The following is a 26,306-nucleotide window of genomic DNA, read 5'->3' as shown; positions in this document are numbered from 1 at the left end:
TCCAGTCTCGCCGGTGCGGGCGGGAAGCGCCGGGCGGGGCCGAAACAGCGTGATCCAGATCGCTCAGCCGTACCGAGGGCCGCCGCGACCGCGCTGGACGGCCGGCCCGCGCCGGTCCCGGGCCCGCCAGCACCCGCTGTGCCAGTGCCGCCGGTCGGTCAGGTCGCCCCGCCCGTCCGCCGGCCACGCCACCAGGTGCGCCACCCCGGGCCGGATCTCCTGGTCACAGCCCGGGCAGCGGTACGTCTTGGTGGACGCGCCGCCGCTGATCCCGCGTACCTGCCAGTCGCCGTCGCGCCACTGCTGCACCGAGGCGACGCCCTGGCGGGCCCGGTCGGAGTCGAGGTGCGCGGACTCATCGCGGCGGGGTCGGTTGCGACGAGGGCTCACGCTTGCCAAGCGTACGGGCCGACGCCGGAGCCGGCCCGCGGCGGGCGGGCCGGCCCGGGCGACGGTCAGTCCCAGGTCTGCGGGTCGGCGGCATCCGAGGCGACCTTCGCCCCGCCCAGCAGGACAGCGGCGTCCGCCTCGGTGAAGCCCTCGTACGGCCAGCCGAAGTTGGCGATCAGGTGGGCCTTCGGGATGCCGAGCAGCTCCAGTTGGCCGCCCTGCGGATAGCGGTAGGCCGGGCGTCCGTCGATCGTCAGGTTTCCCGACGTGCGGTCGGTGGCGATCGAGCGCGCGTAGTCGAACGCGACGTGGATCAGCGCTTCCCCGGCCCCGGCCACCATCAATGACATGTTCAGAGCGGCGGGGAAGGCTCCCGCGTCAACCGTGCAGCGTTTCAGCCGGGCGCCGCCTGGCAGCGCGGTCAGCCGCACCGGCGCGACGCAGCGGCGCGCCTCGCCCAGCCGGAGGGCACCGACCGCCACCTCGATCTCCTCAGCGGTCACGGCGGTCACGGCGCCCCGGGCGTACAGGCCGGGGGCCGGTTGCCAGAGCCGGACCCAGGTGGGCGTGGGGACGCCCGCCCGGTGCGGGCGGTCGGTGCCGTCGAAGGCCGCCTCGACGGTCATGTCGGCGACCCCCTGCGGCAGCCCCTCCAGCCCGCCCTGTCGCAGCGCGGCGACGGAACGGGCCAGCTCGACGGTCACCGCTCGGCCACCGCCGACATCGATGCGGGCGCTCTCCACGCCGGCCCCGACCTGCCAGCCCAGGTAGCGGGCCCGGGCCGGGTCGAAGCCGAAGTGCAGTGCCTGCGGATCCGTGCCGACCAGATCGGGGGCAGCGGCGGCACCGGGGACGCTGGCCAGCCGGGGCGGCGCGGCGGTGGCGACGGCCGGTGCGGCGGCGTCCGGTGGGCGTACCCGCTCCGGCAGCCCGGTGCCGGTGACGACGGTGAACCCGAGCGCCGCCACCAGGCCCAGCGCGACGCCTCCGCCGACCCGGCGACGACGGCGGCGGGCTCTCCCCCCGGCGACGGCACGGGCCGTCAACCGGTCGGTGTCGACCGTTCCCTCGGCGCGCTCCCGCAGCGTCCGTACGATCCGCTGGTCGAGGTCGGTCACAGCCCACTCCCGTTCGTGGCCGGGACGCCGTAGCGCTCCCGGAGGTGGATGAGCGCCCGCATGGCGTGGGTGCGGACGGTGACCGGCGAGCAGCCGAGGATCTGGGCGATGGTCGCGTCGTCGAGATCCTCGTAGTAGCGCAGCACGAGCACCGCCCGCTGGCGGTTCGGCAATGCGAGGACGAGGCGCCACAGGGCGTCCCGCTCGGCTGTCTCGCCGCTCAGGTCGCCGCGCTGCGGCCGTTCCGCGAAGTCGGCGGTGGCCAGTTCCCGGTTCGTGCGCCGACGCCACCAGGAGTTGTTGGCGTTGACCAGCATCCGGCGCACGTACACGTCCGGCCGGTCGACCCGGGCGATCCGCCGCCAGTGCACGTACGCGCGGGCCAGGACGTCCTGCGTGAGGTCCTCGGCCCGGTGCTCGTCACCCGTCAGCAGCCGGGCCAGCCGGATCAGGGCCGGGCCCCGGCTGCTGACGTACTCCTCGAAGGTCACACCATCCAGACGCCGTCACCGGCCGCCGGTGTTGACCCGCTCAGCGACGGGTGTGGTCGCGGAAGCCACGACCACTCTTGCGGCCCAGGTAGCCGGCCGTGACCAGATGCTCCAGCAGCGGCGCGGGCGCGAAGCCCGGCTCGCGCAGCTCCAGGTAGAGCTCCCGCTGGATGGCCAGCGAGACGTCCAGGCCGACCACGTCGAGCAGCTCGAACGGGCCCATCGGGTAGCCGCAGCCCAGCTTCATCGCGTGGTCGATGTCGTCGGCGGTGGAGTAGCTCGCCTCCAGCATCTTCACCGCGTCGTTGAGGTACGGGAAGAGCAGCGCGTTGACGATGAAGCCGGACCGGTCGCCGCAGACCACACCCGTCTTGCCCAGCGCCGCGCAGACCGCGCGGGCGGTGGCGGTGGTCTCCGCCGAGGTGCGGATGGTCTCCACGACCTCGACCAGCGGCATGAGCGGTGCCGGGTTGAAGAAGTGCAGCCCGACCACGTCGGCGGGCCGCTGGGTGGCCATCGCGACGTCGATCACCGGCAGCGACGAGGTGGTGGTGGCGAGCACGACGCCCGGCTTGCAGATCTCGTCGAGGCTGGCGAAGAGGGCCTTCTTGACGCTCAGCTCCTCGACCACGGCCTCGACGACGAGGTCGACGTCGGCGAGATGTTCCAGGGTCGCCGACCAGTTGATCCGGCCGAGCGCGGCGTCCCGGTCGGCCTCGCTGAGTTTGCCGCGCACCACGCCCTTGTTGAGCGAGGTCTTGACCGCCTCGAAGACCCTGGCGGACTTCTCCGCGCCCCGGGTCACCGAGACGACCTCGTAGCCGGCCTTCGCGAAGACCTCGATGATGCCGGTGGCCATCGTCCCGGATCCGACGATACCGACCTTCGCGATAGCGCGGGCGCCGTCGCCGGCCGCGGCCTCCGTCGCCACCGGCGTCCGCTCGTCGGGTACGACGACCGGGGAGCCCGGCCGCTCATAGGTGTAGAAGCCCCGGCCGGACTTGCGACCGAGCAGCCCGGCGGTGACCATCTGCTTGATCAGCGGCACCGGGGCGTGCCGGCGGTCCCGCCCGCCGCGCCGGTACATGGTGTCGAGGATCTCGTACGCGGTGTCCAGGCCGATCAGGTCCATCAGCGCCAGCGGACCCATCGGCAGGCCGCAGCCGAGCTTCATGGCGGCGTCGATGTCCTCGCGGGTGGCGTAGTGCGCCTCGAACATGCCGACGGCGTGGTTGAGGTAGCCGAAGAGCAGCGCGTTGGCGATGAAACCGGCGCGGTCGCTGATGGTGACGTCGACCTTGCCGAGCCGCTTGCAGAGCGCCTCCACGTCGGCAACCACGTCGGCGGAGGTGACCACCGTGCGGACCACCTCGACCAGCTTCATCACCGGGGCCGGGTTGAAGAAGTGGATGCCGATCACCTGGTTGGGCCGGGTGGTGGCAACAGAGATCTCGGTGACGCTCAGCGACGAGGTGTTGGTGGCCAGGATCGCCTCGGGCTTGCAGACCCGGTCCAGCTCGGCGAAGATCCGCTGCTTCAGGTCCAGGTGCTCGGGCACCGCCTCGATGACCAGGTCCACCGAGCGCAGCGCGTCCAGCCCGACCTCGAACCGGACCCGGCTCAGCAGCGCGTCCCGGTCGGCCTCGGCGAGCTTGCCCTTGGCCACGGCCCGGTCCGTCGACCCGGTGAGGATGGCCCGGCCGCGCTCCAGCCCGTCCCCGGAGACCTCGACCGCGACGACGTCGACCCCGTTGCGCGCGAATACCTCGACGATGCCGGCGCCCATGGTTCCCAGACCCACAACGCCCACGCTGGTGAAATCGCGCGCCACGACCAGCCTCCTCATTACTCCACACGGCCGCATGAACGGCCATTAAGGTTATGCGCGCGAGTCTGCCATGTGACGTTACGTTGTCGAGTCGCCGTGGGAAATTTCACGAGCCCCGCGGGTCGCGCTCGCCCGGTCAGCCCACCCTGCCGGTCAGCCTCAGCAGCTCGGCGACGAACTCGGTCGGTCGTTCCAGGTGCGGGCTGTGCCCGCAGCCGGGGAGCAGCACCTCGCGGTACGCCCCGCCGGCCGCCGCGTAACGCTCCAGCACCGCCCGGGTCTGCCCCACCATCGGCTGCGCCGGGCAGGCCTCCGCCCCTGGCCAGCCGGGCAGCACACCCAGCGAGCCGAGGTGGGCCAGGTCCATCATCGCGGTGTCCGAGACGATCACGTCGGCGTCTCCGTGGATCCAGGTGATCGGCGGCTTGGCGGCCACGGCGACCAACTCGTCGGCGATCCGGAAGTACGCCGGGGAGAGGGCGTTGAGCACTCCACGCCGTCCCGGTGCGGTGCCGGGCCAGTTCGCCGACGCCGCCGCCGTGCCGGGATAGTTGTCGTCGCCGGTCGCGGTGGACAGGAGGCTGTCCAGCAGCAGTTCCTCGTCGTCGCCCAGCGAGGCCGGGTCCGCCACGTAGGTGGCCCGCAGCACGGCGCGTGGGCTGGTCGGGTCGTCCGCGCCCCGGTCACCGGCGGCCAGCCGCTCGACGAAGTCCCGGTTGGCGGTGCCCCCGCCGGTACCGGCGAAGTCGGGGGTGGTCGGCGTCCCCGTCAGGTCCCGGGTGCCGCCGTAGCCGTACGGCGACACCGGCGCGGCGAGCAGCAGCGCACCCACCCGGTCCGGGTGATCGACGAGCAGCCGCATGGCCACCCCACCGCCGAGCGAGTGCCCCGCCACCACGGGCCGGGTGCCGGGCGTGAAGAGGGACGGCTCGTCGAGCAACGCGGCGACGTCGTCGGCGAAGTCGGTCAGCCCCCGGGTCGCGTCCACCGGGGCGGTGTCGCTCAGCCCGTAGCCACGCAGGTCGGGCGCGACCACCCGGATCGTGGCCGGCAGTCGCCGTACCAGCGGTTCCCAGAAGGCCGCCGACGAGCAGTTGCCGTGGATCAGCAGCACGGGAACGCCGTCCGGCGGCCCGGCCACCCGTACCGCCTGGGTGATTCCGTTCGCCGACACCAGCCGCTGTCCGGTTTCCATCCGCCGGATGCTGCCATCACGGCAGCGGACGCGTCCATGGGCCGGCCCGCCACCTTCCAGCACCGGGAGGTGTGCGCCGGCATCCGCCGTCGGCGTCGATCAGGACGGCGCGGACAGCACCGCCGAAATCGCCACCGGCGGCACCGGGTCGACGCCGGGTACCGGCGGCGCCGCGATCGGCAACGGCAGGGTCGGGCGTCGGTCCCGGCGCGGTTCGCCGAAGCTGAACCCCACCGGGTCGGTCCGCGCCACGCCCGGGTCGAAGACCCGCAACTCGGTGCGGCCCAGCCGGACCACGTCCCCGTCGGCCAGCCGCTCCACGCCGATGATCCGCCGGTCGTTCAGCCAGGTGCCGTTGGTGGAGCCCAGATCCGCCAGGGCCACCCCCTCGCCCGTCAGCCAGATCTCGGCGTGCCGGCGGCTCAGGTGCCCGTCGTACACCACGATGTCGGCGGTCGGCGCCCGGCCGATGACCTGCCGCTCGGGGCCGACCCGAAAGCTCAGCCCCCGCATCGACCCGCCAGCCACCGTCAACAACGGCCTGAGTTCCGAATGCTCCTCCATGGACAAGTCAGCCTCCACCCCACGCGGTCACCCCACGCGTCAGCTTGCCATCACACGGTAGTCGCCCTACACCGCCGCGTGGTCACCTCCGCGCCCCCGGCCGGACACCTCGCGTTCGGCGGTTCGGGCGCGCACCGGCGCAAGAATCATCACAAGTCCGACCACCGCCCGTCCACCCCGTCCCAGCGCCACGCCGCCGGACGAGGCCGGACCGGCGGGCGGTACCGGCCGCCGCGGCCCTACCGACGAGTAATCCTCGGGTCTAGACTTCCGCCATGACGGCTGTGCATGTCCCGGGTACCCCGATCATCGAGGACGGCCGACTGGTCTCGACGAGCCCGGCGACCGGCGCGGAGGCCGGACGCCTGCCGGTCGCCACCGCCGAGGACGTCGGACGGGCCGTCGACCGGGCCCGCGCGGCCGGCGAGTGGTGGGCCGGGCTCGGTTTCGGCGGGCGCCGGGAGCGGCTGCTGCGCTGGCGCAGCCTCCTCGCCCGGCGGATCGAGGAGATCGCCGAGCTGGTGCACACCGAGGGCGGCAAGCCGGTCGCCGACGCCGTCGTCGAGGTCGTCACCGCCGTCGAGCACGTCGACTGGGCGGCCCGCAACGCCCGTCGGGTGCTGGGCCCCCGCCGGGTCCGCTCGCGGCTCGTCCTCGCCGAGTTCTCCGCCCACCTCGAATACCAGCCGTACGGCGTCGTCGGCGTGATCGGCCCGTGGAATTACCCCGTCTTCACCCCGATCGGCTCCGCCGCGTACGCGCTGGCGGCAGGCAACGCGGTGGTGCTGAAGCCCAGCGAGTACACCCCCGCCGTCGGGCAGTGGCTGGTCGACACGTTCGCCGAGGTGGTCCCGGAGCAGCCGGTGTTCACCGCGGTGCACGGGCTCGGCGACGTCGGGGCCGCGCTCTGCCGCTCCGGAGTGGACAAGGTGGCCTTCACCGGCTCGTCGGCGACCGCCCGCAAGGTGATGGCGGCCTGCGCCGAGTCGCTGACGCCGGTACTGCTGGAGGCGGGCGGCAAGGACGCGATGATCGTCGACGCCGACGCCGACCTGGACGCCGCCGCCGAGGCGTGCGTCTGGGGCGCGCTGACCAACGCCGGCCAGACCTGCATCGGCATCGAGCGGGTCTACGCGGTCGAGCCGGTCTTCGACGCCTTCGTTGGCAAGGTGGTCGAGCGGGCCGGCCGGTTGACCGTCGGCCCTGACAACGCCGACATCGGCCCGATCACCATGCCGAGCCAGGTCGAGGTGATCCGCCGGCACATCGACGACGCGCTGTCCCGGGGCGGCCGGGCGGTGCTCGGCGGCGCGGACGCGGTGCAGCCGCCGTACGTGCGGCCGACCGTGCTGGTGGACGTCCCGGAGGACTCCGCCGCCGTACGCGAGGAGACGTTCGGCCCGACCCTGACCATCAACCGGGTGCGCGACGCCGACGAGGCCGTCGCCCGGGCCAACGCCCTGTCGTACGGCCTGGGCGGCTCGGTCTTCGGCCGGCGGCACGCGGTGGCGATCGCCCGGCGGCTGCGCTCGGGGATGGCGTCGGTGAACTCGGCGCTGACCTTCGCCGGGATGTCGACCCTGCCGTTCGGCGGCGTCGGCGACTCCGGCTTCGGGCGCATCCACGGCGAGGACGGGCTGCGCGAGTTCAGCCGCGCCAAGGCCATCACCCGACGACGGGCCCGGTCGCTGCTGCCCTCGACGACCTTCGAGCGGACGCCGGCCGACGTCGCCCGACTTGTCAAGGCCATCAAGGTCATCTACGGCCGGTGACTGTCAGATAACCGATCATGACCGCCCCCGCGTGTGTCCAACGTGGTGGGAGCAGTACATTGCGTTAAATGCGCCCCCATCGATTGCGCTTCCACCTCGTCGACAGCGACCGGTCGTGGAGTGCCCGGCAGCGGCGTCGCCGTGCCGACTGGCTGGCCCGAACGTTCCCCGACCTGGAGAAGATGCACGTCATCGACCTGGGCGGCCGGCTCGGCACCTGGACCCGCGCGGACGTGCGGCCGGCCCGCGTACACGTGGTCAATCTGGAGCGACCGCCGGCGGACGTCCCTGGGTGGGCGGAGGTCGACCGGGCCGACGCCTGCGACCTGCCGGCCCGGATCACCGCGCGCCGCTACGACCTGGTCTTCTCCAACTCCGTGGTGGAGCACGTCGGCGGGCACGAGCGGCGGCTGCGCTTCGCCGACGCCGTGCGCGGTCTCGGCGACCGGCACTGGGTGCAGACGCCCTACCGCTACTTCCCCATCGAACCGCACTGGATCGCGCCGGGCATGCAGTTCCTTCCGGTACGGCTGCGCACCGCGTTCGCCCGCCACTGGCCGCTCGGGCACAAGCCGACCCGCACCCACGAGTCCGCCATCCACCAGGTGCTCTGGACGGAACTGCTCGACCGCTCACAGATGCGGCACTACTTCCCCGACTCGCAGATCCTCGTCGAGCGGGTCGCCGGCCTGCCCAAGTCGCTGATCGCCGTCCGCGCGGACGGACCGGCGAACCCGTCCCGGTGACGCCCGGGGGCCGGGCCGGCCAGGCGCGTCAGAAGAGGGTGAGCTCGTCGCGCTCGATGCCACGCAGCTTGTCGTAGTTCACGACCACGCAGCGGATACCACGGTCCGCGGCGAGCACCCGGGCCTGCGGCTTGATCTCCTGCGCGGCGAAGACGCCGACGACCGGGGCGAGCAGCGGGTCCCGGTTCATCAGTTCCAGGTATCGGGTGAGCTGCTCCACGCCGTCGATCTCGCCGCGCCGCTTCACCTCCACGGCGACCGCGCCGGAGTTACCGTCCCGGCAGAGCAGGTCGACCGGACCGATCGCGGTCATGTACTCCCGGCGGACCAGCGTGAACCCCGCACCGAGGGTCTCCGGGTTGGCCGCCAGCAACTCCTGGAGGTGCGCCTCCACACCGTCCTTGCGCAGGCCCGGATCGACACCCAACTCGTACGAGGTGTCCTGGAAGATCTCCTCCAGGGTGATCCGCAGTTCCTCGCCCGCCTTGTTGACGACCCGCCAGACGCCGGGGGCCTCCTCCAACCGGCAGGGCGGGCTCATCCAGTTCAACGGCTTGTACGCCCGGTCGTCGGCGTGGATCGACACCGACCCGTCCGCCTTCACCATGAGCAACCGGGTGGCCAGCGGCAGATGGGCCGAGAGCCGTCCGACATAGTCCACCGAGCACTTCGCAATGACCAACCGCACCCGACGAGGGTAACCGAGACCCCGGGCGGTGCCACCGAGCGGCACTGGCGTGCCGGTGCGATGCTGAGACGGTGCTCGAAGTTCTCACCGGTACCGGTCTCGCCGCCTCGGCAGGGCTGAACGCATACATCCCCCTGCTCACCATGGGTCTCCTGGCCCGCTACACCAGCCTGATCGACCTGCCCGGCGGATGGCAGTGGCTGGGTAACGGCTGGGTGATCGCGATCCTGGCGGTGCTGCTGGTCGTCGAGGTCGTCGCCGACAAGGTGCCGGTGGTCGACCACGTCAACGACGTGGTGCAGACCGTGGTCCGGCCGACCGCCGGCGGCCTGGCGTTCGGCGCGGGCTCGTCCTCGGAGACGGTGACGGTGAGCGACCCGGGCAGTTTCTTCTCGTCGAGCCAGTGGGTCCCGGTGGTGACCGGGGTGCTGATCGCCTTCGGCGTGCACCTGCTGAAGTCCGCCGCCCGACCGGTCATCAACGCGACCACGGCCGGCGTCGGCGCGCCGGTTGCCAGCACCGCCGAGGACGCCACCAGCGTGGTCATGTCGGTCGTGGCGATCATCCTGCCGGTACTGGTGCTGGCGTTCCTGCTCGGGCTGGTCGTCTTCCTCTTCTGGTTCCTGCGCCGCCGCTCCGTACGCCGCCGGGAGCGTCAGGCGGCGCGGGCCGCCGGCTTCCGCGTCTGACCGGGTACGTCCCGCCACGGCGCTCCCGGGCGTTGCCGGGTCCTCGGCCGCCGCCCCACCGACGGTGTCGGACACGCCGCTGGCCGGCACCCGGGTTCGGGTGACGGCCAGCGTTGTCGTTCGGGTGGGTCAGCTTGTTCGGGTGGGTCAGCTGTTCCAGTGCTTGGCGACGAGGTCGGCGGCCTGCTGCTCCCACTGGGCGTAGTGGTCGGGGTACGCCGACACCTGCACGGTCTGGGCGGCCTTGGTCAGCGGCATGTCCTGCCAGCCGTCGACCTGCTTCAGACCCTTCAGGAACGCCGTCGTCGAGTACTCCGGGTCGGTGATCTGCTCGACCGTGCCCCAACCCGAGGACGGACGCTGCTGGAACAGACCCTGCGAGTCGTGGTCGTTGCGGTCACCCAGATGACCCAGGTTCTCCAACTTCGACTCCTGCAACGCCGTCGCGATCGACACCACGGCGGCCCGCTCGTCCATACCGGCCTTCTTCGTCGCCGCGATGATCGCCTTCGTGCTCGCGACCTGCTCGTCCGACAGGTCGATCCGCGACTGCGCGCCCTGCACACCGTGCGGGATCAGCTTGCCGGTGTCGACGGCCGGCTTGTCAGCCTGCACCGCCGCCGCGACGGGCGCGGCGTCCACGGCCGGGGTGGGGGTGTCGGTCAGCGGGCCAGCAGCCACACCACCAGCGAACGCGAGACCGGCAATACCAAGAACACTGTTACGGATGATCGAGTTCATGAGGATGCTCCATTCGGGGGTTGGCACCCGCACACCCGAGGGGGACCGGGTACACGCGCGGATGCAAGCACCGTCCGGCGCTCAACAAACTGGGGGATGTCCGGCGTCTGCCACCGGAAAGTTCAGGACCGGCCGGGTGGGCCGGGAGGTTCAGGCCGGGTGGCCCGACGGTCCGGGCTGCACGGGGCGGGGGGATGCCCTCACGTCGGCCGCGACCATGTGTAACGACCGGCGGCCCACCATCATTCCGAGGCCCGGCACACCAACCTGCCGGGGCGGTGTGCCCTTACTCAGCCGTACGCATGGTGTAACGACTCCGGGCCGGCCACGATTCCGCCCCCACGATGCCCCCGGTCACATCCCGAAACCGGACACCACGCCCAGACAGTGCATCGACACACGAGCGGACGGATCGCGGACGAGCAGGTGACTGAAACTTGGTCCGGAACGCCCCTCCGCCCCCGCCCCTCCCCCGCCCGCCCCCGATTCCTCCGCGATCTTGCACTTTTGGTCCCGACATTCCCCGCAAAGCGCGCAAACGATGGGCCGAAAGTGCAAGATCGCGCGGGGAGAAGGTGGGGAGGCGCGGGAGGGGAGGCGCGGGAGGGGGGAGGGAGGGCGTGAGGGGGAGGGCTGGCGATGTGGGCACACGCAGACCAGCCGGCACTGACATCATCTCCCGGTGCACGTGAAGATCCCCCGCGTTCCGCTCGTCGCGACCCTTGCCGCCGTTGTCGCCGCGGCTGCCCTACTCGCCGTCCCGATCCCCCTCCGCGCCCCGGCCAGCGCCGGCTTCATCCGGATCCCGGAGGCGGCACGAGGCCCGGCGGCCCCGACGGCCCCGACCACACCGAACGCACCGACCCCACCGGCGTCGGCAGCGCCGGAGGGCACACCCGCCGCGACGGCCCCCGGCGCGACCCCGCCCGGGACCAGGCCACCCGTCGTCGACCACGGGCCGCGTACGGGGAACAAGGTGGCGCTCACGTTCGACGCCGACATGACGGACGCGATGCGGAATCAACTACGCAGTGGCGCTGTGCGGTCGTACGCGAACCTGAAGATCATCGACCTGCTGGAGCGGGAGCGGGTGCCCGCCACCTTCTTCCTCACCGGCAAGTGGGTCGAGCAGTACCCGGACGTGACCCGCCGGCTCGCCGGGAACCCGCGCTTCGAGTTGGCCAACCACACGTACGGGCACCTGGCCTTCACTCCGGACTGCTACGGACTGCCCCGAATCGCCGAGCGGGAGATGACCGCCGACGTGGCCCGGACGTTCGACGTGGTGGCCGCGTACGGAGGGCGGCAGACCCGGTACTTCCGCTTCCCCGGCCTGTGCCACGACCGGAAGGCGCTGGCCGCGCTGGCACCGTTGGGGGTGACGGTGGTGGACGGCGACGTGGTCAGCGGTGACCCGTTCGCAAAGTCCTGGCGGCCGGTGGTGCGCGCATCGCTGGACGGGGTGCGTCCCGGCTCGGTGATCATCCTGCACGTGACTGAGGCGAACGCGCCGATGACGGATGAGGCGCTGCCGCACATCCTGGCCGGGTTGGCCGAGCGCGGTCTTGAGCCGGCCCCGCTCTCGGAGGTGCTCGGGCTGGGCTGAATCAGCCTCGGGATAGCCACAAATGCCTAAAATTGGGGCAAGACTCTAGAGGAGGTCTCATGACCGCAGCAATGGAGATGCCCCGCGTCCAGGAGTGTGTGGTCGCGGCCTGCTCGTACAACCACACCAACGACTGTCATGCCTTCGCCATCACGATCGGCAGCCCGGACCACGCGCACTGCCACACCTTCATCGAGATGCCGGCGGTCCGGGGCGGGGTGGACGGTGGCATGACCGCTCAGGTCGGCGCCTGCCAGCGCGCGGACTGCCGGCACAACGAGCAGCTGGAGTGCCACGCACCGGCGATCAAGGTCGGTCCGGACAACGACATGGCCGACTGCATGACCTACGTCAGCCGCTGACCGCCCCGAAGTGTAAGGAAGGGCTTCTCGGAACCGCCCGCCTCAACGCCGGGCGTTGACAAGGGGCCCTTCCTTACGCCTTCAGCGCAGGCCGTTGGTTTCGCGGACCACGGTGACCAGTTCGTCGATGATCCCGGTCAGGGCGAAGTCCTTCGGCGTGAAGACCCGGGCCACCCCGGCGGCCCGGAGTTGCTCCGCGTCGCCGGCCGGGATGATTCCGCCGACCACCACCGGCAGGTCCGGCCGGCCGGCGGCGCGCAGGCCGTCCAGCACCGCCGGCACCGCCGCCAGGTGTGAGCCGGAGAGCACCGAGAGGCCGACGAGGTCCACGTCCTCCTCCACGGCGGCGGCGACGATCTGCCCGGCGGTCAGCCGGATGCCCTGGTAGATCACCTCGAAGCCGGCGTCGCGGGCGCGTACCGCGATCTGCTCGGCGCCGTTGGAGTGCCCGTCGAGACCGGGCTTGCCGACCAGCAGGCGGAGCCGGCCGCTGCCCAGCTCACGGGCGGTGGCGGCGACCCGCTCCCGGACGGCGGCCAGGGTGGCGTCCCCGCCGGCCCCGGTGGCGCCGGCCAGACCGGTGGGCGCCCGGTACTCGCCGAACATTTGCCGCAGCGCGCCGGCCCACTCGCCGGTGGTCACCCCGGCCCGCACGCACTCCAGTGTCGCCGGCATCAGGTTCGTCGTGGTCGCGGCGTCCGCGCGCAGCCGGGCCAGCGCGGCGTCGACCGCCGCGTCGTCCCGACCGGCCCGCCACCGGCGTACGGAGGCCGTGGCCGCCGCCTCGACCGCCGGGTCGACCTGTTCGACGGCCTCGGCACCGGCGGCGGTCAGCGGGGACGACTCGGTCTCGGTGAACCGGTTGACGCCGACCACCACGTCGGTGCCGGCCTCCATCCGGCGACGCCGCTCGGCCAGCGAGGCGACCAGCGCGCTCTTGAGGTAGCCGGTCTCCACGGCGGCGACGACGCCACCCATCTCCAGCACCTTGTCCAGCTCCGCCCGCGCCCCGGCGACGATCTCGTCGACCAGCGCGGTCATCACGAGCGAGCCCTCGAAGAGGTCCGGGTACTCCAGCAGGTCCGACTCGTACGCGAGCACCTGCTGCATCCGCAGCGACCACTGCTGGTCCCACGGCCGGGGCAGGCCGAGCGCCTCGTTCCAGGCGGGCAGCTGGACGGCGCGGGCCCGGGCGTCCCGGGAGAGGGTCACGCCGAGCATCTCCAGCACGATGCGCTGGATGTTGTTCTCCGGCTGCGCCTCGGTGAGGCCCAGCGAGTTGACCTGTACGCCGTACCGGAACCGCCGCTGCTTCGGGTTCTGCACGCCGTAGCGCTCGCGGGTGATCTCGTCCCAGAGCGTGCCGAAGGCGCGCATCTTGGCGATCTCCTCGACGAAGCGCACCCCGGCGTTGACGAAGAAGGAGATCCGCTGCACGACGTCGCCCATCCGCTCGGCCGGCACCTGCCCCGAGTCACGGACCGCGTCGAGCACCGCGACAGCGGTGGAGAGCGCGAAGCCGACCTCCTGCACCGGCGTCGCACCGGCCTCCTGGAGGTGGTAGGAGCAGATGTTGACCGGGTTCCACTTCGGCATCGTCTTCAGCGTGTGCGCGACGATGTCGGCCGTGAGCCGCAGCGACGCGGCCGGCGGGAAGATGTGGGTGCCCCGGGAGAGGTACTCCTTGATGATGTCGTTCTGGGTGGTGCCGGCACAGCGGGACAAGTCCGCGCCCTGCTCCGCGCCGACCGTGCCGTAGAGGGCGAGCAGCCACATCGCCGGCGCGTTGATGGTCATGGACGTGTTCATGTCGGCCAGCGGAATGCCCTCGAAGAGGGCCCGCATGTCGCCGAGGTGCGCCACCGGGACGCCCACCCGGCCCACCTCACCGGTGGCGAGCTCGTGGTCGGGGTCGTAGCCGGTCTGCGTCGGCAGATCGAAGGCGACCGACAGCCCGGTCTGCCCCTTGGCCAGGTTGCGGCGGAAGAGCGCGTTGGTCGCGGCGGCCGAGCTGTGCCCGGCGTAGGTGCGCATCACCCACGGGCGGTCGCGCTCGGGCAGCCGGCCGGGGAGAGCCTTCTCATCCATGGCGGGAGTCTAAGTTACCGTTCAGTCACCGCAGCTGTGGAAAACCACACAGCTCCATGGAGTGGAAACCCGGGTGCGAAGCACCCGACATGGGCGCGACCACCACACCCCGGCCGGCCCGCCACCACGGCCAGGTCGCACACTTGACCCATGCATGACGAGCTGGCGATCTCCGTGCGGGGGCTACGCAAGGCGTACGGCGACAACGCCGCCGTGGCGGGCGTGGACCTCGACGTCCACCGCGGCGAGGTCTTCGCCCTCCTCGGCCCCAACGGCGCCGGCAAGACCACCACCGTGGAGATCCTGGAGGGCTACCGGCGGCGCGACGCCGGCGACGTCGACGTCCTCGGCAGCGACCCGGCCCGGCCGGCCGCCGACTGGCGTTCCCGGGTGGGCATCGTGCTCCAGGGCACCGGCGAGTTCGACGAGCTGACCGTCGCCGAGGTGGTGCGCCACTTCTCCGGTTTCTACGCCGGCGCGGAGGACCCGGACAAGGTCATCGAGCGGGTCGGGCTGGCCGCCAAGGCGAAGGCCCGTACGCACACCCTGTCCGGCGGGCAGAAGCGCCGGCTCGACGTGGCGCTCGGCATCGTCGGCCGCCCCGAGCTGCTCTTCCTGGACGAGCCGACCACCGGTTTCGACCCGGAGGCCCGCCGGGAGTTCTGGGAGCTGATCCGCGACCTGGCCGCCGCCGGCACCACCATCGTGCTCACCACCCATTACCTCGACGAGGCCGAGGCCCTCGCCGACCGGGTCGGCGTGATCGCGGGCGGCAAACTGGTCGAGGTCGCCGCGCCCGACCAGCTGGGCAACCGGCGGGAGGCCCTCGCGACGGTCTCCTGGCGTATGCCGGAGGGGGCACGGGAGACGGCGGAGAGTGCGACGCCGACGGCGCTGGTGGCGGAGCTGGCCGCGCGCTTCGGCGGTGAGGTCCCGGGCCTGACGGTGACCCGGCCGACCCTGGAGGACATCTACCTGCGGATGATCGGACATCGATGACCACCACGACGAAGCCGGCCGCGTTGGCCAGCACGGCACCGGCCCGACGGCCCGGCCCGGCCGCCCTCGCCCTGCGTCAGGGCCGGCTGGAGATCACCCAGTTCCTGCGCAGCCGGGAGTCCGTCGTCTTCACGATGGGCTTCCCGGTCATCATGATCCTGATCTTCGCGGCGATCTTCGGCGACGAGATCGCCCCCGGGGTCAGCTACACGCAATACTTCATCACCGGCATGATCGCCACCGGCCTGATGACGGTGAGCTTCCAGAACCTCGGCATCTGGATCCCGATCGAGCGGGACCGGGGGGTGCTCAAGCGCTACCGGGGCACGCCGATGCCGAGTTGGGTCTGGTTCGCCGGCAAGGTGCTCATGGTGGTGGCGATCGGCATCGCCGAAACGGTTCTGCTGATCGCGGTCTCGGCGGCGATGTTCGACCTGAAGCTGCCCGGCACCGCCACGAAGTGGCTGACCTTCGGCTGGGTGTCGGTGCTCGGCGTCACCGCCTGCACGCTGTGCGGCATCGCCATCTCGTCGCTGGCCCGCACCGCCCGCAGCGGCTCGGCGGTGGTCACCCCGATCGCGTTGGTGCTCCAGTTCATCTCCGGGGTGTTCTTCGTCTTCACCGAACTGCCGGCATGGATGCAACAGGTCGCGGCGTTCTTCCCGCTGAAGTGGATGTGCCAGGGCCTGCGCTCGGTCTTCCTGCCGGATGCCTTCGGCGCCCTTGAGCCGGCCGGCTCGTTCGAGCTGGGCCGGGTCGCCCTGGTGCTCGTCGCGTGGTGCGTGATCGGTCTGGTGCTCTGCCTGACCACGTTCCGCTGGACGACCAAGCGCGACGGCTGACCCGGACGGGGCAGCCCTCCGCGCCGCCAGCGGGCCGCCGGCACGGACAGCGCAGCGGGCGGGCCGCTCGACCTCGCTCACCCGCCGGCGGCGAGCGCGACGCCGAGCGGCGTACGCCAGTAGAGCACCTCGCGCCCGGACCGCCGCTTGCCGACTGCGCCCGCGTCCAGCAGCACCCGCAGGTGGTCGCTCACCGTCCCGAGGGACAGCCCGGTCACCGCCACGAGCTGCGAGGTGCTCAGCGGCGTGTCCAGCCTGGCCAGGATGTTGGCCCGGTTTGCGCCGATCAGCCGGGCGAGCCCGTCGGGTGCCGGTGAGGTGGGATCGACCAGGATCCCGCGTACCGGATACACCATCCCGAACCGGGTCGGCTTGTCCCAGACCACCCAGCCGCGACGGCAGTGCGCCGGGAGGAAGACCAGTTGCTCGGCCTCGTCCAGCGACAGCGGCAGCTCCGGGTAGTCGTTGACCTGGAGACGGCCGTCGCCCAGCCAGCGCACGTTGCGGTTGAGGTCGGCGAACACCCCGGCCCAGCCGCCCGCGCTCAACGCGGTGGTGCGGGCCACGATGTCCGCCCGGAGCCGGCGTTCCCGCTCCGGCCACTCCGGCTCGACGGTGTGCGTCCAGACCCAGTCGAGGAGCTCCACCACCTGCCCGGTGAGACCGTCCGCCAGCAACTCGGCGGCGAGCGGCTCCGGGCGGGTGGCACGCAGGTCGGCCCGGATCCGCTCGTCGGACAACCGCCCGACGGCCGCCAACTCCGCCGCGAACGTCGGTTCTGGCGAGGCGGGCGCGACGGTGAGGAAGTCCGCGGTCCACCGGGGCTGGAACGACGCGGGCAGCAGCGCCCGGACCACCGGCCGACCGGCCAGCATCCGTCGGAACGCCTCGACGTGACGCCCTCGCCAGACCCGCTGCCACGGGGCACCCGGGCCGAGCAGCACGCGCAGCGCGGCGATCGTGTCGACCATCGGCGAAACCGTGAAACGGCTCCGCGCGAGTAGGTCCGACGGCACCTGCCAGACGCCCACGTTTTGCCTCCAGACGTAACTCTATGAGATCCAGCCGGCGCCTCACACGATGATGCCCGTGAGAACGTACGCAGATCTGTTCGCGGTCCGGGAGTTCCGCAACCTGTTCCTGGCGAACTGCGCGGGGATCGCGGCGCACACGACGTCGGCGCTGGCGCTGGGCGCGCTGACCTACGCGTCGACCGGCTCGGCGCTGCTCACCGCGCTGAGCATGTTCGGCGCACCGCTCGCCGGCGTGCTCGGCAGCCTGACGTTGCTGTCGGCCGCGGACAGCGTGCCGCCCCGCCGGGCGCTGACCCTCACCGCTGTGCTGGTCGCCGCCGGAGCGGCGCTACAGGCCGTGCCCGGCCTGCCGCTGTGGGCCCGGTTCGCGGTCCTCTTCACCGGCGCGTACGTCGGCTCGATCACCGCCGGGGCCCGGTGGGCACTGCTCACCGACATCCTGCCAGCCGACGCCTACGTGCTGGGCAGGTCCACCATGAACATGAGCGTCGGGGCGATGCAGATCGCCGGGTTCGGACTGGCCGGCGTCCTGTTGGTCTGGCTGACCCCGTACGAGGTGTTCCTGCTCGCGGCGGTGCTGCGGGTGGTGGCAGCGGCGGTCGGGTGGTTCGGGCTGTCTGAGCGCCCGGCCCGGACCACCACCAGGACGACGGTCGGGCGCACGCTCAGGGTGAACCGGGAACTGTGGGCGGATCCCGGCCGCCGGTCGCTCCTACTCAACCTGTGGGTACCGGGCGGCCTGGTTGTCGGTTGCGAGGCGCTGTTCGTGCCCTACGCCGGGGACCGGGCTGGTTTCCTCTACGCCGCCGCGGCCCTCGGCATGCTGGCGGGCGACATCGTGGTGGGGCGGTTCCTGTCGCCCGCCTGGCGAGACCGACTGGTCCCCGCCCTACGGCTGCTGCTCGCCCTGCCCTACCTGGCCTTCGCGCTGTCGCCGGCGCTGCCGCTGGCCATGGTCGTTGCGGTCGTCGGCTCAGCAGGCTTCGCGGCCGGGCTGCCGCTGCAGGAGCGGCTGATCGTCCATTCCCCCGCTGAGATCCGAGGTCAGGTGCTCGGCCTGCACACCAACGGGATGCTGGCCACGCAGGCGTTGTGTGCCGTGCTCGCCGGCACGGTCGCGGACCTGGTCCCGGTGAGCTGGGCCGTCGCGCTACTCGCCACGGCGTCGCTGGCGGCCACCCTCGTGCTCACCGCCGGGCTGCGGCGGACCGCCCCCGCGCCGGTGGAGGCGGTCCGCTGAGCGGCCGGGAAACGTCGCGTCCCCGACTGCATGTCAGTACGTGTAGAAGCCCTTGCCGGTCTTGCGCCCGAGGTCGCCGGCCGTGACCATGCGCTGGAGCAGTTCCGGCGGGAAGAACTTCTCGTCCGCCGTGTCGGTGTAGATGTTCTTCGAGGCGTGCATCAGCACGTCCACGCCGGTCAGGTCGGTGGTGGCCAGCGGGCCCATGGCGTGGCCGAAGCCGAGCCGGCAGGCGGTGTCCAGGTCCTCGGCCGACACCACACCCGACTCGACCAGCTTGACCGCCTCGACGACCAGGGCCGCGATCAGCCGGGTGGTGACGAAGCCCGCGATGTCCCGGTTGACCACCACGACGGTCTTGCCGATCTCCTCGGCGAACGTCTTCACCGTCGCCAGGGTCTCGTCGCTGGTCTTGTAGCCGCGTACCAGTTCGCAGAGCTTCATCATCGGCACCGGCGAGAAGAAGTGGGTGCCGACGACCGCCTCCGGTCGTTCGGTCACCGCGGCGATCTGGGTCACCGGGATGGCCGACGTGTTGGTCGCGAGGACCGCGTCGGACTTGCAGATCTTGTCCAGCGCGCGGAACACCTCGTGCTTGATCTCCAGCCGCTCGAAGACCGCCTCGACCACGATGTCCGCGTCGGCTGCCGCCTCCAGGTCGGTGGTCGGGGTGATCCGGCCCAGCGTCGCCTCGACCTCGGACGCCTCGATCTTCCCCTTCTCGGCGAACCTGGTCAGCGACTTCCGGATGCCGTCAATGCCCCGCCCGGTGGCCGCGTCGTCCAGGTCCCGCAGCGTCACCTGCCAGCCCGCCTGCGCCGCAACCTGGGCGATGCCCGAGCCCATCAGCCCGGCCCCGACGACCGCGAGTCGACCCGCCATCTGCTTCTCCCTCGCCTGATTGAGTGTCTGCCAGCACCCTAGTCGGCGGGCCTGAACGGGTGCTAAGGCGTGTCGGGGCGACGGGGCTCAGATGGTCAGGTCCGGTTCCTCCGGTGCCGTGCCCCGCTCCACCTCGACCCCGAGCGCGCGCAGGTCGGCCGCGAAGTCGGGGTAGCCCCGGTCCACATGGTGCACGTGGGAGACCTCGGTGACCCCCTCCGCGCAGAGCCCGGCGATGATCAGCCCCGCGCCGGCCCGGATGTCCGTGGCGCGGACGGGCGCGCCGGAGAGCCGGTCGTGGCCCCGGACCACCGCGTGGTGGCCGTCGGTCTTGATGTCCGCGCCCAGCCGCATCATCTCGTTGGCGAACATGAACCGGCCGTCGAAGATGTTCTCGGTGATCAGGGAGGCCCCGTCGCTGACCGCGGCCAGCCCGATCGCCATCGGCAGCAGGTCGGTGGCGAAGCCCGGGTACGGCAGCGTGACCACGTCCACCGCCTTCGGCCGGTCGTCCACCCGGATCCGGAACGCGTCGCCCCGGGTCTCCACCAGCCCACCGGCGGAGACCAGCTTGTCGAGCGCGACCTCCAGGAACGCCGGCTCCACCCCGGTCACCGTGACGTCCCCGCGGGTCATCGCCGCGCCGAACGCCCAGGTCCCGGCCACGATCCGGTCCCCCACCGTGGCGTGCCGCACCGGCCGCAGCCCGGGCACCCCCTCGATGTGCAGGGTGGAGGTGCCGGCTCCGGAGATCCGGGCGCCCATCTGGTTCAGCATGGTGCAGATGTCGACGATCTCCGGCTCCCGGGCGGCGTTGTCGATGATGCTCGGCCCCCGGGCCAGCACCGCCGCCATGACCAGGTTCTCCGTCGCCCCGACGCTGGGGAAGTCGAGCACGATCTCCGCACCGTGCAGCCCGTGCAGCGCCGACGCGATCACGAAGCCGTGCTCGCCGGAGATCTCGGCGCCCATCCGGGTCAGCCCGGAGATGTGCATGTCCAGACCCCGCGAGCCGATGGCGTCCCCACCGGGGTGGGCCACCCGCACGTATCCCCGTCGGGCCAGCAGCGGGCCCAGTACACAGATCGAGGCGCGCAGCCGGCGGACGAGGTCGTAGTCCGCCTCCGCGCCGGGCTGCTCGGGCACGTCGATGACGACCGACCGGGACCGGGGCACCCCGCCGTACGCGACCATCGGGTCGACCGGGTCGTCGGCGTCGAAGCGGACGCCGCAGCCGAGCCGGCGCAGCACCTCGCCCATGATGGCGATGTCGGTGATCCGTGGGACGTTGGTGATCACGCTGCGGCCCGGGGCGAGCAGCGCTGCGGCCATCAGCTTCAACGCCGAGTTCTTGGCGCCGACGACGTGCACCGTGCCGGCCAGGCGTGCGTCACCGCGCACCCGGATGACGTCGACGTCGTTGACCGCCGGGTCACCGGCGTCGCCGGGGCCAACCCCCGCCGGCCGGACGGCGGTGCCGCCCGGGCGCTCCGGGATCGTCAGGTCCGGTATCCGTAGGCTGTGCGTCATGGCCGTCCACCTCACGCGCATCTACACCAAGGCCGGCGATGCCGGCATGACCAGGCTGAGCAACAACGAGCAGGTGCCGAAGACCGATCCGCGCATCTCCGCGTACGCGGACGTCGACGAGTGCAACGCCGCGATCGGCGTGGCGCTCGCCCTGGGGCAACTCGACGACGAACTGCGGGCCGTCCTGGCCTCGATCCAGAACGACATGTTCGACGTGGGCGCAGACCTGTCCACCCCGGTCGAGCCGGATCCGAAGTACCCGCCGCTGCGGGTCACCGAGGCGTACGTCGAGCGCCTGGAGGGCTGGTGCGACGAGTACAACGCACGCCTGAGCAAGCTCGACTCCTTCATCCTCCCCGGCGGCACCGCGGGTGCGGCGCTGCTGCACGTGGCGCGAACGGTCGCCCGACGCGCCGAGCGGGCAGCGTGGGCCCTGGTCGCACACGACCCCGATCGGACCGGCTCGCTCCCGGCAAAGTATCTCAACCGGCTCTCTGACCTGCTGTTCATCCTGTCAAGAACGGCAAATCCCGACGGAGATGTGCTATGGGTGCCGGGCGGTGACCGCTGACCGTGCGGCCTCCGTTCCCACCGGATGCTCCGGTGGGAACGCTGCACCACGTCGAGGTCTGGGTGCCCGACCTGACCGCGGTTATTCATAGCTGAGGCTGGCTGCTCGGCGAGCTGGGCTGGACGCCGTTCCAGTCGGGTCGCCGGCGGCCGTGCACCGGTTGGTCGAGGCCGCGCCGGATTACGGCTGGTCGCTGTTCTTCCCGGACCGCCATCCCCACGCCGGCGGCCCGCAGAACTACGCCGCTACCTCACCGACAACCGGGGGTACGAGGTCGAACTCGTGGCCTCCCCGAACCGGTAACGGCGTCAGGTGAGAAGCCCTGAGACACGGGAGACGATGAGGAGCGGGCGCGGCGGCCGTCAGGCGGCGGGCCAGTCCTGGGAGGCCAGACGTGGCGAGACCGCCCCTGGAGGGGCGGCCTCGAGCCAGGAGAGGAACCCGGTGACGGTGGACCGGGCCATGGCGATCTCCACCGGGGCGTGGTCACTCGTACAGCGGAGGATGACCCAGTCGGCGGGCATCGAGAGGCGCTCCTGCCCCTCGGGAAGCCGCCGCCGTTCGACGGCCAACTCCTTGCGGGAGAGCACCCGGGTGGGTCGGATGGCGAAACTGAACAGCCGGTACCAGCGGAGTTCGTCGCCGACGAAGCGGCCGAAGCCGGGAGACCAGCCGCGGCCGTCGAGCATGGTGGAGGTCCGGACGCCGAGCCGGATGATGCCCCCGCTGCGGGTGACGACGGCCCGCCGGGCGAAGAGGATCAGAAGTGCGCCGAGGATGACGGCGACGCCGATTCCGATCCCTCCGACGATCTCCATCGGCGTTTCGGCTCAGCGGCTCTGTGCGGCGGAAACCGGGGTGGCGCTCTCGGCCAGGACGGTTACGCGCTCGGCGGTCACCGAGAGGAAGCCGCCGGCCACCTCGTAGGAGACCTGCTCGCCGCCGGGAAGCTTGATGCGCACCTGGCCGGGCTCGGCAAGCTGGCCGAGCAGGGGCGCGTGCCCCGCCAGCACACCCAGCTCGCCCTCGGTCGTGCGGGCGACGACCATCTCGGCCTCGCCGGACCAGACCTTCTCCTCGACGGCTACGAGCTCGACGTGAAGCTGCTTTGCCACGCTGTCTCCTTGCTGCGGCGGCGGATTGTCGAAAGTCTAGTCGTGCCGCCGACCTGCCCCCAACGCGGGTGGCGAGACCTGCGCCACGGCTACTTCGCCTTGTTCTGGAAGTCGGGGTGCTCCACCAGGAACGCGTCCAGCTGCTCCTTCTGGAGGGCGGCGAAGAAGTCGTCCACGGCCGGCTGGAACTTCTCGCCCTGGTATTTTCCGTTCTCGGTGACCGAGCCGCCCGGCAGCTTGATCATCTGAATCGTCTCCGGCCGGATGTTCTTGAGCGCCAGGCCGAAGTCGACCACGCTGTTGCCCCGGCCGCTGAAGATCAGCGACTGCCCGGCCGCCCGCAGCACCCGGTCCAGCTTGACCGGGTTGGTCACCACGTCGGCGCTGAGCGCCTGCCCCGCCATGGCCTTGACGAACTGCTGTTGGTGCCGCTGCCGCCCGTAGTCGCCGTCGGGGACGCCGTTCTTCGGGTAGCGCTGCCGGACGTAGTCGAGCGCCTGCCAGCCGTTGAGGTGCTGGCTGCCCTTCGCGTAGACCGCCTGCGGGCCGACGTAGCCCTCACCGTTCGGGTTGCCCTTGCGGTGCTTGCCGTCCGGCTCGCGGTGCTCCGAGCGCACCTCGCGTTCGATGTTCATGGTGACGCCACCCATCGCGTCGACGATCTTCTTGAAGCCGTTGAAGTTGATGATCGCGCCGGCGTCGAAGCGCTTGATGCCGGTGACGTTCTGCACCGTCGTCGCCAGCAACTCGAAGCCGCGGGCCGTGTCCGGGTTGGCGCCGGGCACCCGGCTGCCGTACGACATCGCCGCGTTGAGCTTGTCGGTGCCGCCGTTGAACTCCGCCTGACTGAACTTGGGGATCTCCACGACGAGGTCGCGCGGCATCGAGAAGAGGTAGGCCCGGTCCAGTTCCGCCGGCACGTGCAGCACCATGACCGAGTCGGCCAGCGGCGGCATCTCCGGGTTGCGCGGGTCGATGCCCACCAACAGGATGTTGAGCGGGCCCTTGATGTCGCTCTTGCGCTCCTTCGCGCCGGCGGCCTGGTCGCCGAAGAGGTCGGCCTTGCCGACGGCACCCTCGTAGCGGGCCATCAGCGCCTCGGCGCCCACCAGCACCGCGCCGCTGAGCAGCATCAGGACGGCACCGAACACCGTGCAGGCCCGGGCCCAGCGCGGCACCCCCGACCACCTGGACGACCTGCCGCCGCCCTTGCCCGACTTACCCACGATCATCTCCTTCGTCACGCCCACGATCAGGAGACGGGCGCAAGCAGCCGACTGGTTGCACAGCTCGACGCCCACGCGATGAGTGGGCGGATCGACGGTACCTCGCCCGCGTCATGATCGCCGAGCGCACCGAACCGGACATCGGCGACCATTGGTCGGAGAATTATACGAAAGGCCGCCCCGGCAGTGCCGGGGCGGCCTTTCGTCAGGACCGACAGGTCAGTCCTTCATCAGCTCCGCAGCCTTGCGCTCCAGGTCCTCCAGACCACCGCACATGAAGAAGGCCTGCTCGGGGAAGTGGTCGTACTCGCCCTCGCTGATCTTCTTGAAGGCCTCGATGGTCTCCTCGATCGGGACCGTCGAGCCCGGCACGCCGGTGAACTGCTCCGCCGCGTAGGTGTTCTGCGACAGGAAGCGCTCGATCCGCCGCGCGCGCTGCACGGTGATCTTGTCTTCCTCGGAGAGCTCCTCGATACCGAGGATGGCGATGATGTCCTGCAGGTCCTTGTACTTCTGCAGGATCCGCTTCACCTCGGTCGCCACCGCGAAGTGCTCGGCGCCGACGAACTCCGGGGCGAGGATCCGGGACGAGGACGCCAGCGGGTCCACGGCCGGGTAGATGCCCTTGTCGGAGATCGACCGCTCCAGGTTGGTGGTCGCGTCGAGGTGGGCGAACGTGGTGGCCGGGGCGGGGTCGGTGTAGTCGTCCGCCGGCACGTAGATCGCCTGCATCGAGGTGATGGCCTGGCCCCGGACGGAGGTGATCCGCTCCTGGAGCTCGCCCATCTCGTCGGCCAGGGTCGGCTGGTAACCCACCGCGCTCGGCATCCGGCCGAGCAGGGTGGAGACCTCCGAACCGGCCTGGGTGAAGCGGAAGATGTTGTCGATGAAGAGCAGCACCTCCTGCTTCTTCACGTCACGGAAGTACTCCGCCATGGTCAGCGCGGAGAGGGCGACCCGCAGCCGGGTGCCCGGCGGCTCGTCCATCTGGCCGTAGACCAGCGCGGTCTTGTCGATGACGCCGGACTCGGTCATCTCGGCGATGAGGTCGTTGCCCTCACGGGTGCGCTCACCCACGCCGGCGAAGACCGACGTACCACCGAAGTTCCGGGCCACCCGGGTGATCATCTCCTGGATGAGCACCGTCTTGCCCACGCCGGCACCGCCGAACAGGCCGATCTTGCCGCCCTTGACGTACGGGGCGAGCAGGTCGATGACCTTGATGCCGGTCTCCAGCATCTCGGTCTTCGGCTCCAGGTCCGCGAAGGCCGGGGCCTTGCGGTGGATGCCCCAGTGGTCGTCCGGCTGGAGCGTCTCACCCTCGGTGAGGTTCAGGCACTCGCCGATCGCGTTGAACACGTGGCCCTTGACCGTGTCGCCCACCGGAACGGTGATCGGCGAGCCGGTGTCGCGCACCTCGGTGCCACGGACCAGGCCGTCGGTCGGCTGCATCGAGATGGCGCGGACCATGTTGTCACCCAGGTGCTGGGCGACCTCCAGGGTCAGCGTCTTCTCGCCGCCGGAAAGCGTCACGTCCACGTGCAGGGCGTTGAACAGGGCCGGCATGGCGTCGCGCGGGAACTCGGCGTCGACGACCGGGCCGATGACCCGGACCACGCGACCCGTGGCCGTCTTGGTCTCTACTGGGGCAGTCATCACACTTCACTTCCCGACGCGGCCAGCGCGTTCGCGCCGCCGACGATCTCACTGATCTCCTGGGTGATCCCGGCCTGGCGGGCCGAGTTCATCTCACGCGTGTACTTCTCGATCATCTCTTCGGCGTTGTCGGTGGCGCTCTTCATCGCCCGCCGACGGGCCGCCGACTCGCTCGCCGCCGACTCCAGCAACGCCGCGTAGATCCGCGTGTTGATGTACTTCGGCAGCAGCGCGTCGAGCAGCGCCTCCGCGTCCGGCTCGAACTCGTACGCCGGCAGCGCGCCCTCGGCGCGCGGCCGGTCCTCCACCTGCATGGGACCGATGATCCTGGTGACCGGGGTCTGGGTCATCAGGGAGTGGAACTCGGTGTAGACGATGTGCAGCTCGTCGACCCCGCGCACCCCGTCCGCCCCGGCGCCGCCGTCGACGTCGTCCGCGCCGGCGGTGAACGCCTTGATCAGCGTCTCACCAACGGTACGGGCGTCGGCGAAGGTCGGCTGCTCCGAGAACCCGGTCCAGTTGGCCTCGATCGGCCGGTCCCGGAACCGGAAGAACCCGACGCCCTTACGCCCGATGACGTAGAGCACCGGCTCCTTGCCGTCGGCCCGGAGCCGGGCGATCAGCGACTCGGCCATCTTGATGGCGTTGGAGCTGTAACCACCGGCGAGGCCACGGTCGGAGGTGACCAGCAGGACGCCCGCCCGCCGCACCTGCGGACGCGCGGTGAGCAGCGGGTGGTCGATCCGCGCGTTGGACGCCAGTGCCGTGAGCACACCGGTGACGGCCTGGGCGTACGGCAGGGACGCCGCCACCCGGGCCTGGGCCTTGGCGATCCGGCTCGTCGCCACGAGCTCCATCGCCTTGGTGATCTTCTTCATCCCCTTCGCCGAGCGGATCCGCTGACGAAGAACGCGTACCTGGGCCGCCATGAAT

At 71.4% G+C, this 26,306-nt stretch carries 26 protein-coding genes; 9 read left to right on the top strand and 17 right to left on the bottom strand.

Annotation, left to right across the window (positions count from 1 at the left end; all coding sequences use genetic code 11):
- Window positions 1–63: 63 nt before the first annotated feature.
- From GA0070608_RS15415 to GA0070608_RS15390, 6 genes are all read right to left on the bottom strand, one after another.
- Window positions 64–390: a hypothetical protein gene (locus tag GA0070608_RS15415; protein ID WP_176733730.1), complete on the bottom strand. Its 327-nt coding sequence runs from the start codon at window positions 388–390 to the stop codon at window positions 64–66.
- A gap of 65 nt (window positions 391–455) precedes the next feature.
- Complete coding sequence (locus GA0070608_RS15410) at window positions 456–1,508, bottom strand: hypothetical protein (protein WP_091628533.1); 1,053 nt, start codon at window positions 1,506–1,508, stop codon at window positions 456–458.
- Window positions 1,505–1,999, bottom strand: a complete 495-nt coding sequence (locus tag GA0070608_RS15405; RefSeq protein ID WP_091628531.1) for a SigE family RNA polymerase sigma factor — start codon at window positions 1,997–1,999, stop codon at window positions 1,505–1,507. The genes GA0070608_RS15410 and GA0070608_RS15405 overlap by 4 nt, the downstream gene beginning before the upstream one ends.
- Window positions 2,000–2,039: 40 nt before the next feature.
- Entirely contained in the window at window positions 2,040–3,830 is a 1,791-nt protein-coding gene (locus GA0070608_RS15400) for a 3-hydroxyacyl-CoA dehydrogenase family protein (RefSeq protein ID WP_091628529.1), read from the bottom strand.
- 133 nt (window positions 3,831–3,963) lie between these two features.
- A complete protein-coding gene (locus GA0070608_RS15395; protein ID WP_091628527.1) occupies window positions 3,964–5,022 on the bottom strand; it encodes an alpha/beta fold hydrolase in 1,059 nt (352 codons plus the stop codon).
- A gap of 99 nt (window positions 5,023–5,121) precedes the next feature.
- On the bottom strand, window positions 5,122–5,586 hold the full coding sequence (locus GA0070608_RS15390; protein ID WP_091628524.1) for an FHA domain-containing protein: 465 nt from the start codon (window positions 5,584–5,586) through the stop codon (window positions 5,122–5,124).
- 275 nt (window positions 5,587–5,861) lie between these two features.
- Between GA0070608_RS15390 and GA0070608_RS15385 the strand changes: the two genes are divergently transcribed.
- Together GA0070608_RS15385 and GA0070608_RS15380 are read left to right on the top strand one after the other, a co-directional pair.
- Window positions 5,862–7,358, top strand: coding sequence for an aldehyde dehydrogenase family protein (locus GA0070608_RS15385; protein WP_091628522.1), 1,497 nt, complete (start codon window positions 5,862–5,864; stop codon window positions 7,356–7,358).
- A 68-nt stretch (window positions 7,359–7,426) separates the two neighbouring features.
- On the top strand, window positions 7,427–8,104 hold the full coding sequence (locus GA0070608_RS15380; RefSeq protein ID WP_091628520.1) for a class I SAM-dependent methyltransferase: 678 nt from the start codon (window positions 7,427–7,429) through the stop codon (window positions 8,102–8,104).
- Between the two features lie 28 nt (window positions 8,105–8,132).
- On the opposite strand, the gene nucS is transcribed toward GA0070608_RS15380, so the two are convergent.
- Complete coding sequence (nucS, locus tag GA0070608_RS15375; RefSeq protein ID WP_091628518.1) at window positions 8,133–8,792, bottom strand: endonuclease NucS; 660 nt, start codon at window positions 8,790–8,792, stop codon at window positions 8,133–8,135.
- A 71-nt stretch (window positions 8,793–8,863) separates the two neighbouring features.
- Here nucS and GA0070608_RS15370 point away from each other — a divergent pair, with 71 nt between their 5' ends.
- The gene (locus GA0070608_RS15370) at window positions 8,864–9,481 is read left to right on the top strand and encodes a DUF4126 domain-containing protein (RefSeq protein WP_091628516.1); all 618 of its coding nucleotides are present in this window, start codon (window positions 8,864–8,866) and stop codon (window positions 9,479–9,481) included.
- 147 nt (window positions 9,482–9,628) lie between these two features.
- Here the strand turns inward: GA0070608_RS15370 and GA0070608_RS15365 are convergent, their stop codons facing one another.
- Window positions 9,629–10,222 carry a hypothetical protein gene (locus GA0070608_RS15365; RefSeq protein WP_091628514.1) on the bottom strand — a complete coding sequence of 198 codons (594 nt, stop codon included), beginning with the start codon at window positions 10,220–10,222 and terminating at the stop codon, window positions 9,629–9,631.
- A gap of 682 nt (window positions 10,223–10,904) precedes the next feature.
- Between GA0070608_RS15365 and GA0070608_RS15360 the strand changes: the two genes are divergently transcribed.
- On the top strand, window positions 10,905–11,828 hold the full coding sequence (locus GA0070608_RS15360) for a polysaccharide deacetylase family protein (RefSeq protein WP_091628512.1): 924 nt from the start codon (window positions 10,905–10,907) through the stop codon (window positions 11,826–11,828).
- 59 nt (window positions 11,829–11,887) lie between these two features.
- On the top strand, window positions 11,888–12,190 hold the full coding sequence (locus GA0070608_RS15355) for a DUF1540 domain-containing protein (RefSeq protein WP_091628508.1): 303 nt from the start codon (window positions 11,888–11,890) through the stop codon (window positions 12,188–12,190).
- A gap of 81 nt (window positions 12,191–12,271) precedes the next feature.
- Here GA0070608_RS15355 and GA0070608_RS15350 read toward each other — a convergent pair whose 3' ends face one another.
- Window positions 12,272–14,278 (bottom strand): protein meaA, encoded by a 2,007-nt coding sequence (locus GA0070608_RS15350; protein ID WP_091628505.1) that lies wholly within the window; start codon window positions 14,276–14,278, stop codon window positions 12,272–12,274.
- Between the two features lie 150 nt (window positions 14,279–14,428).
- On the opposite strand from GA0070608_RS15350, the gene GA0070608_RS15345 reads away from it, so the two are divergent.
- Together GA0070608_RS15345 and GA0070608_RS15340 are read left to right on the top strand one after the other, a co-directional pair.
- Complete coding sequence (locus GA0070608_RS15345) at window positions 14,429–15,277, top strand: ABC transporter ATP-binding protein (RefSeq protein WP_091628503.1); 849 nt, start codon at window positions 14,429–14,431, stop codon at window positions 15,275–15,277.
- Window positions 15,274–16,119 (top strand): ABC transporter permease, encoded by an 846-nt coding sequence (locus GA0070608_RS15340; RefSeq protein WP_091628500.1) that lies wholly within the window; start codon window positions 15,274–15,276, stop codon window positions 16,117–16,119. Before GA0070608_RS15345 ends, GA0070608_RS15340 begins: the two co-directional genes overlap by 4 nt.
- Window positions 16,120–16,196: 77 nt before the next feature.
- On the opposite strand, the gene GA0070608_RS15335 is transcribed toward GA0070608_RS15340, so the two are convergent.
- Entirely contained in the window at window positions 16,197–17,090 is an 894-nt protein-coding gene (locus GA0070608_RS15335; RefSeq protein WP_245715797.1) for an ArsR/SmtB family transcription factor, read from the bottom strand.
- Window positions 17,091–17,208: 118 nt separating this feature from the next.
- Here GA0070608_RS15335 and GA0070608_RS15330 point away from each other — a divergent pair, with 118 nt between their 5' ends.
- Window positions 17,209–18,393, top strand: a complete 1,185-nt coding sequence (locus GA0070608_RS15330) for an MFS transporter (protein WP_091635164.1) — start codon at window positions 17,209–17,211, stop codon at window positions 18,391–18,393.
- Between the two features lie 33 nt (window positions 18,394–18,426).
- On the opposite strand, the gene GA0070608_RS15325 is transcribed toward GA0070608_RS15330, so the two are convergent.
- Complete coding sequence (locus GA0070608_RS15325) at window positions 18,427–19,275, bottom strand: 3-hydroxyacyl-CoA dehydrogenase family protein (protein WP_091628494.1); 849 nt, start codon at window positions 19,273–19,275, stop codon at window positions 18,427–18,429.
- A gap of 87 nt (window positions 19,276–19,362) precedes the next feature.
- A complete protein-coding gene (gene murA, locus GA0070608_RS15320; RefSeq protein WP_091628491.1) occupies window positions 19,363–20,805 on the bottom strand; it encodes a UDP-N-acetylglucosamine 1-carboxyvinyltransferase in 1,443 nt (480 codons plus the stop codon).
- Here murA and GA0070608_RS15315 point away from each other — a divergent pair.
- Window positions 20,804–21,376, top strand: coding sequence for a cob(I)yrinic acid a,c-diamide adenosyltransferase (locus tag GA0070608_RS15315; protein ID WP_091628488.1), 573 nt, complete (start codon window positions 20,804–20,806; stop codon window positions 21,374–21,376). The genes murA and GA0070608_RS15315 overlap by 2 nt on opposite strands.
- Window positions 21,377–21,738: 362 nt before the next feature.
- On the opposite strand, the gene GA0070608_RS15305 is transcribed toward GA0070608_RS15315, so the two are convergent.
- The 5 genes from GA0070608_RS15305 to GA0070608_RS15285 form a co-directional block, all read right to left on the bottom strand.
- Window positions 21,739–22,194: a DUF2550 domain-containing protein gene (locus tag GA0070608_RS15305; RefSeq protein WP_091628486.1), complete on the bottom strand. Its 456-nt coding sequence runs from the start codon at window positions 22,192–22,194 to the stop codon at window positions 21,739–21,741.
- A 12-nt stretch (window positions 22,195–22,206) separates the two neighbouring features.
- Window positions 22,207–22,491: a F0F1 ATP synthase subunit epsilon gene (locus tag GA0070608_RS15300; RefSeq protein ID WP_091628483.1), complete on the bottom strand. Its 285-nt coding sequence runs from the start codon at window positions 22,489–22,491 to the stop codon at window positions 22,207–22,209.
- Window positions 22,492–22,580: 89 nt separating this feature from the next.
- Complete coding sequence (locus tag GA0070608_RS15295; RefSeq protein ID WP_091635161.1) at window positions 22,581–23,723, bottom strand: LCP family protein; 1,143 nt, start codon at window positions 23,721–23,723, stop codon at window positions 22,581–22,583.
- Window positions 23,724–23,936: 213 nt separating this feature from the next.
- Window positions 23,937–25,373, bottom strand: a complete 1,437-nt coding sequence (gene atpD / locus GA0070608_RS15290) for a F0F1 ATP synthase subunit beta (protein ID WP_091628480.1) — start codon at window positions 25,371–25,373, stop codon at window positions 23,937–23,939.
- Window positions 25,373–26,302, bottom strand: coding sequence for a F0F1 ATP synthase subunit gamma (locus tag GA0070608_RS15285; protein WP_091628477.1), 930 nt, complete (start codon window positions 26,300–26,302; stop codon window positions 25,373–25,375). Before GA0070608_RS15285 ends, atpD begins: the two co-directional genes overlap by 1 nt.
- Window positions 26,303–26,306: the final 4 nt, after the last annotated feature.

It is taken from the genome of Micromonospora peucetia (genome assembly GCF_900091625.1).
In the GTDB taxonomy this organism is placed as follows: domain Bacteria; phylum Actinomycetota; class Actinomycetes; order Mycobacteriales; family Micromonosporaceae; genus Micromonospora; species Micromonospora peucetia.
This window is presented reverse-complemented; position numbering and strand designations above follow the sequence as displayed.

Coding starts and splice junctions, on each gene's coding strand:
- GA0070608_RS15395 (WP_091628527.1), bottom strand. CDS start 5,022: ATGGAAACCGGACAGCGGCTGGTGTCGGCGAACGGAATCACCCAGGCG.
- GA0070608_RS15390 (WP_091628524.1), bottom strand. CDS start 5,586: ATGGAGGAGCATTCGGAACTCAGGCCGTTGTTGACGGTGGCTGGCGGG.
- GA0070608_RS15385 (WP_091628522.1), top strand. CDS start 5,862: ATGACGGCTGTGCATGTCCCGGGTACCCCGATCATCGAGGACGGCCGA.
- GA0070608_RS15380 (WP_091628520.1), top strand. CDS start 7,427: ATGCGCCCCCATCGATTGCGCTTCCACCTCGTCGACAGCGACCGGTCG.
- GA0070608_RS15365 (WP_091628514.1), bottom strand. CDS start 10,222: ATGAACTCGATCATCCGTAACAGTGTTCTTGGTATTGCCGGTCTCGCG.
- GA0070608_RS15355 (WP_091628508.1), top strand. CDS start 11,888: ATGACCGCAGCAATGGAGATGCCCCGCGTCCAGGAGTGTGTGGTCGCG.
- GA0070608_RS15350 (WP_091628505.1), bottom strand. CDS start 14,278: ATGGATGAGAAGGCTCTCCCCGGCCGGCTGCCCGAGCGCGACCGCCCG.
- GA0070608_RS15345 (WP_091628503.1), top strand. CDS start 14,429: ATGCATGACGAGCTGGCGATCTCCGTGCGGGGGCTACGCAAGGCGTAC.
- GA0070608_RS15340 (WP_091628500.1), top strand. CDS start 15,274: ATGACCACCACGACGAAGCCGGCCGCGTTGGCCAGCACGGCACCGGCC.
- GA0070608_RS15335 (WP_245715797.1), bottom strand. CDS start 17,090: ATGGTCGACACGATCGCCGCGCTGCGCGTGCTGCTCGGCCCGGGTGCC.
- GA0070608_RS15325 (WP_091628494.1), bottom strand. CDS start 19,275: ATGGCGGGTCGACTCGCGGTCGTCGGGGCCGGGCTGATGGGCTCGGGC.
- GA0070608_RS15315 (WP_091628488.1), top strand. CDS start 20,804: ATGGCCGTCCACCTCACGCGCATCTACACCAAGGCCGGCGATGCCGGC.
- murA (WP_091628491.1), bottom strand. CDS start 20,805: ATGACGCACAGCCTACGGATACCGGACCTGACGATCCCGGAGCGCCCG.
- GA0070608_RS15305 (WP_091628486.1), bottom strand. CDS start 22,194: ATGGAGATCGTCGGAGGGATCGGAATCGGCGTCGCCGTCATCCTCGGC.
- GA0070608_RS15295 (WP_091635161.1), bottom strand. CDS start 23,723: ATGATCGTGGGTAAGTCGGGCAAGGGCGGCGGCAGGTCGTCCAGGTGG.
- atpD (WP_091628480.1), bottom strand. CDS start 25,373: ATGACTGCCCCAGTAGAGACCAAGACGGCCACGGGTCGCGTGGTCCGG.
- GA0070608_RS15285 (WP_091628477.1), bottom strand. CDS start 26,302: ATGGCGGCCCAGGTACGCGTTCTTCGTCAGCGGATCCGCTCGGCGAAG.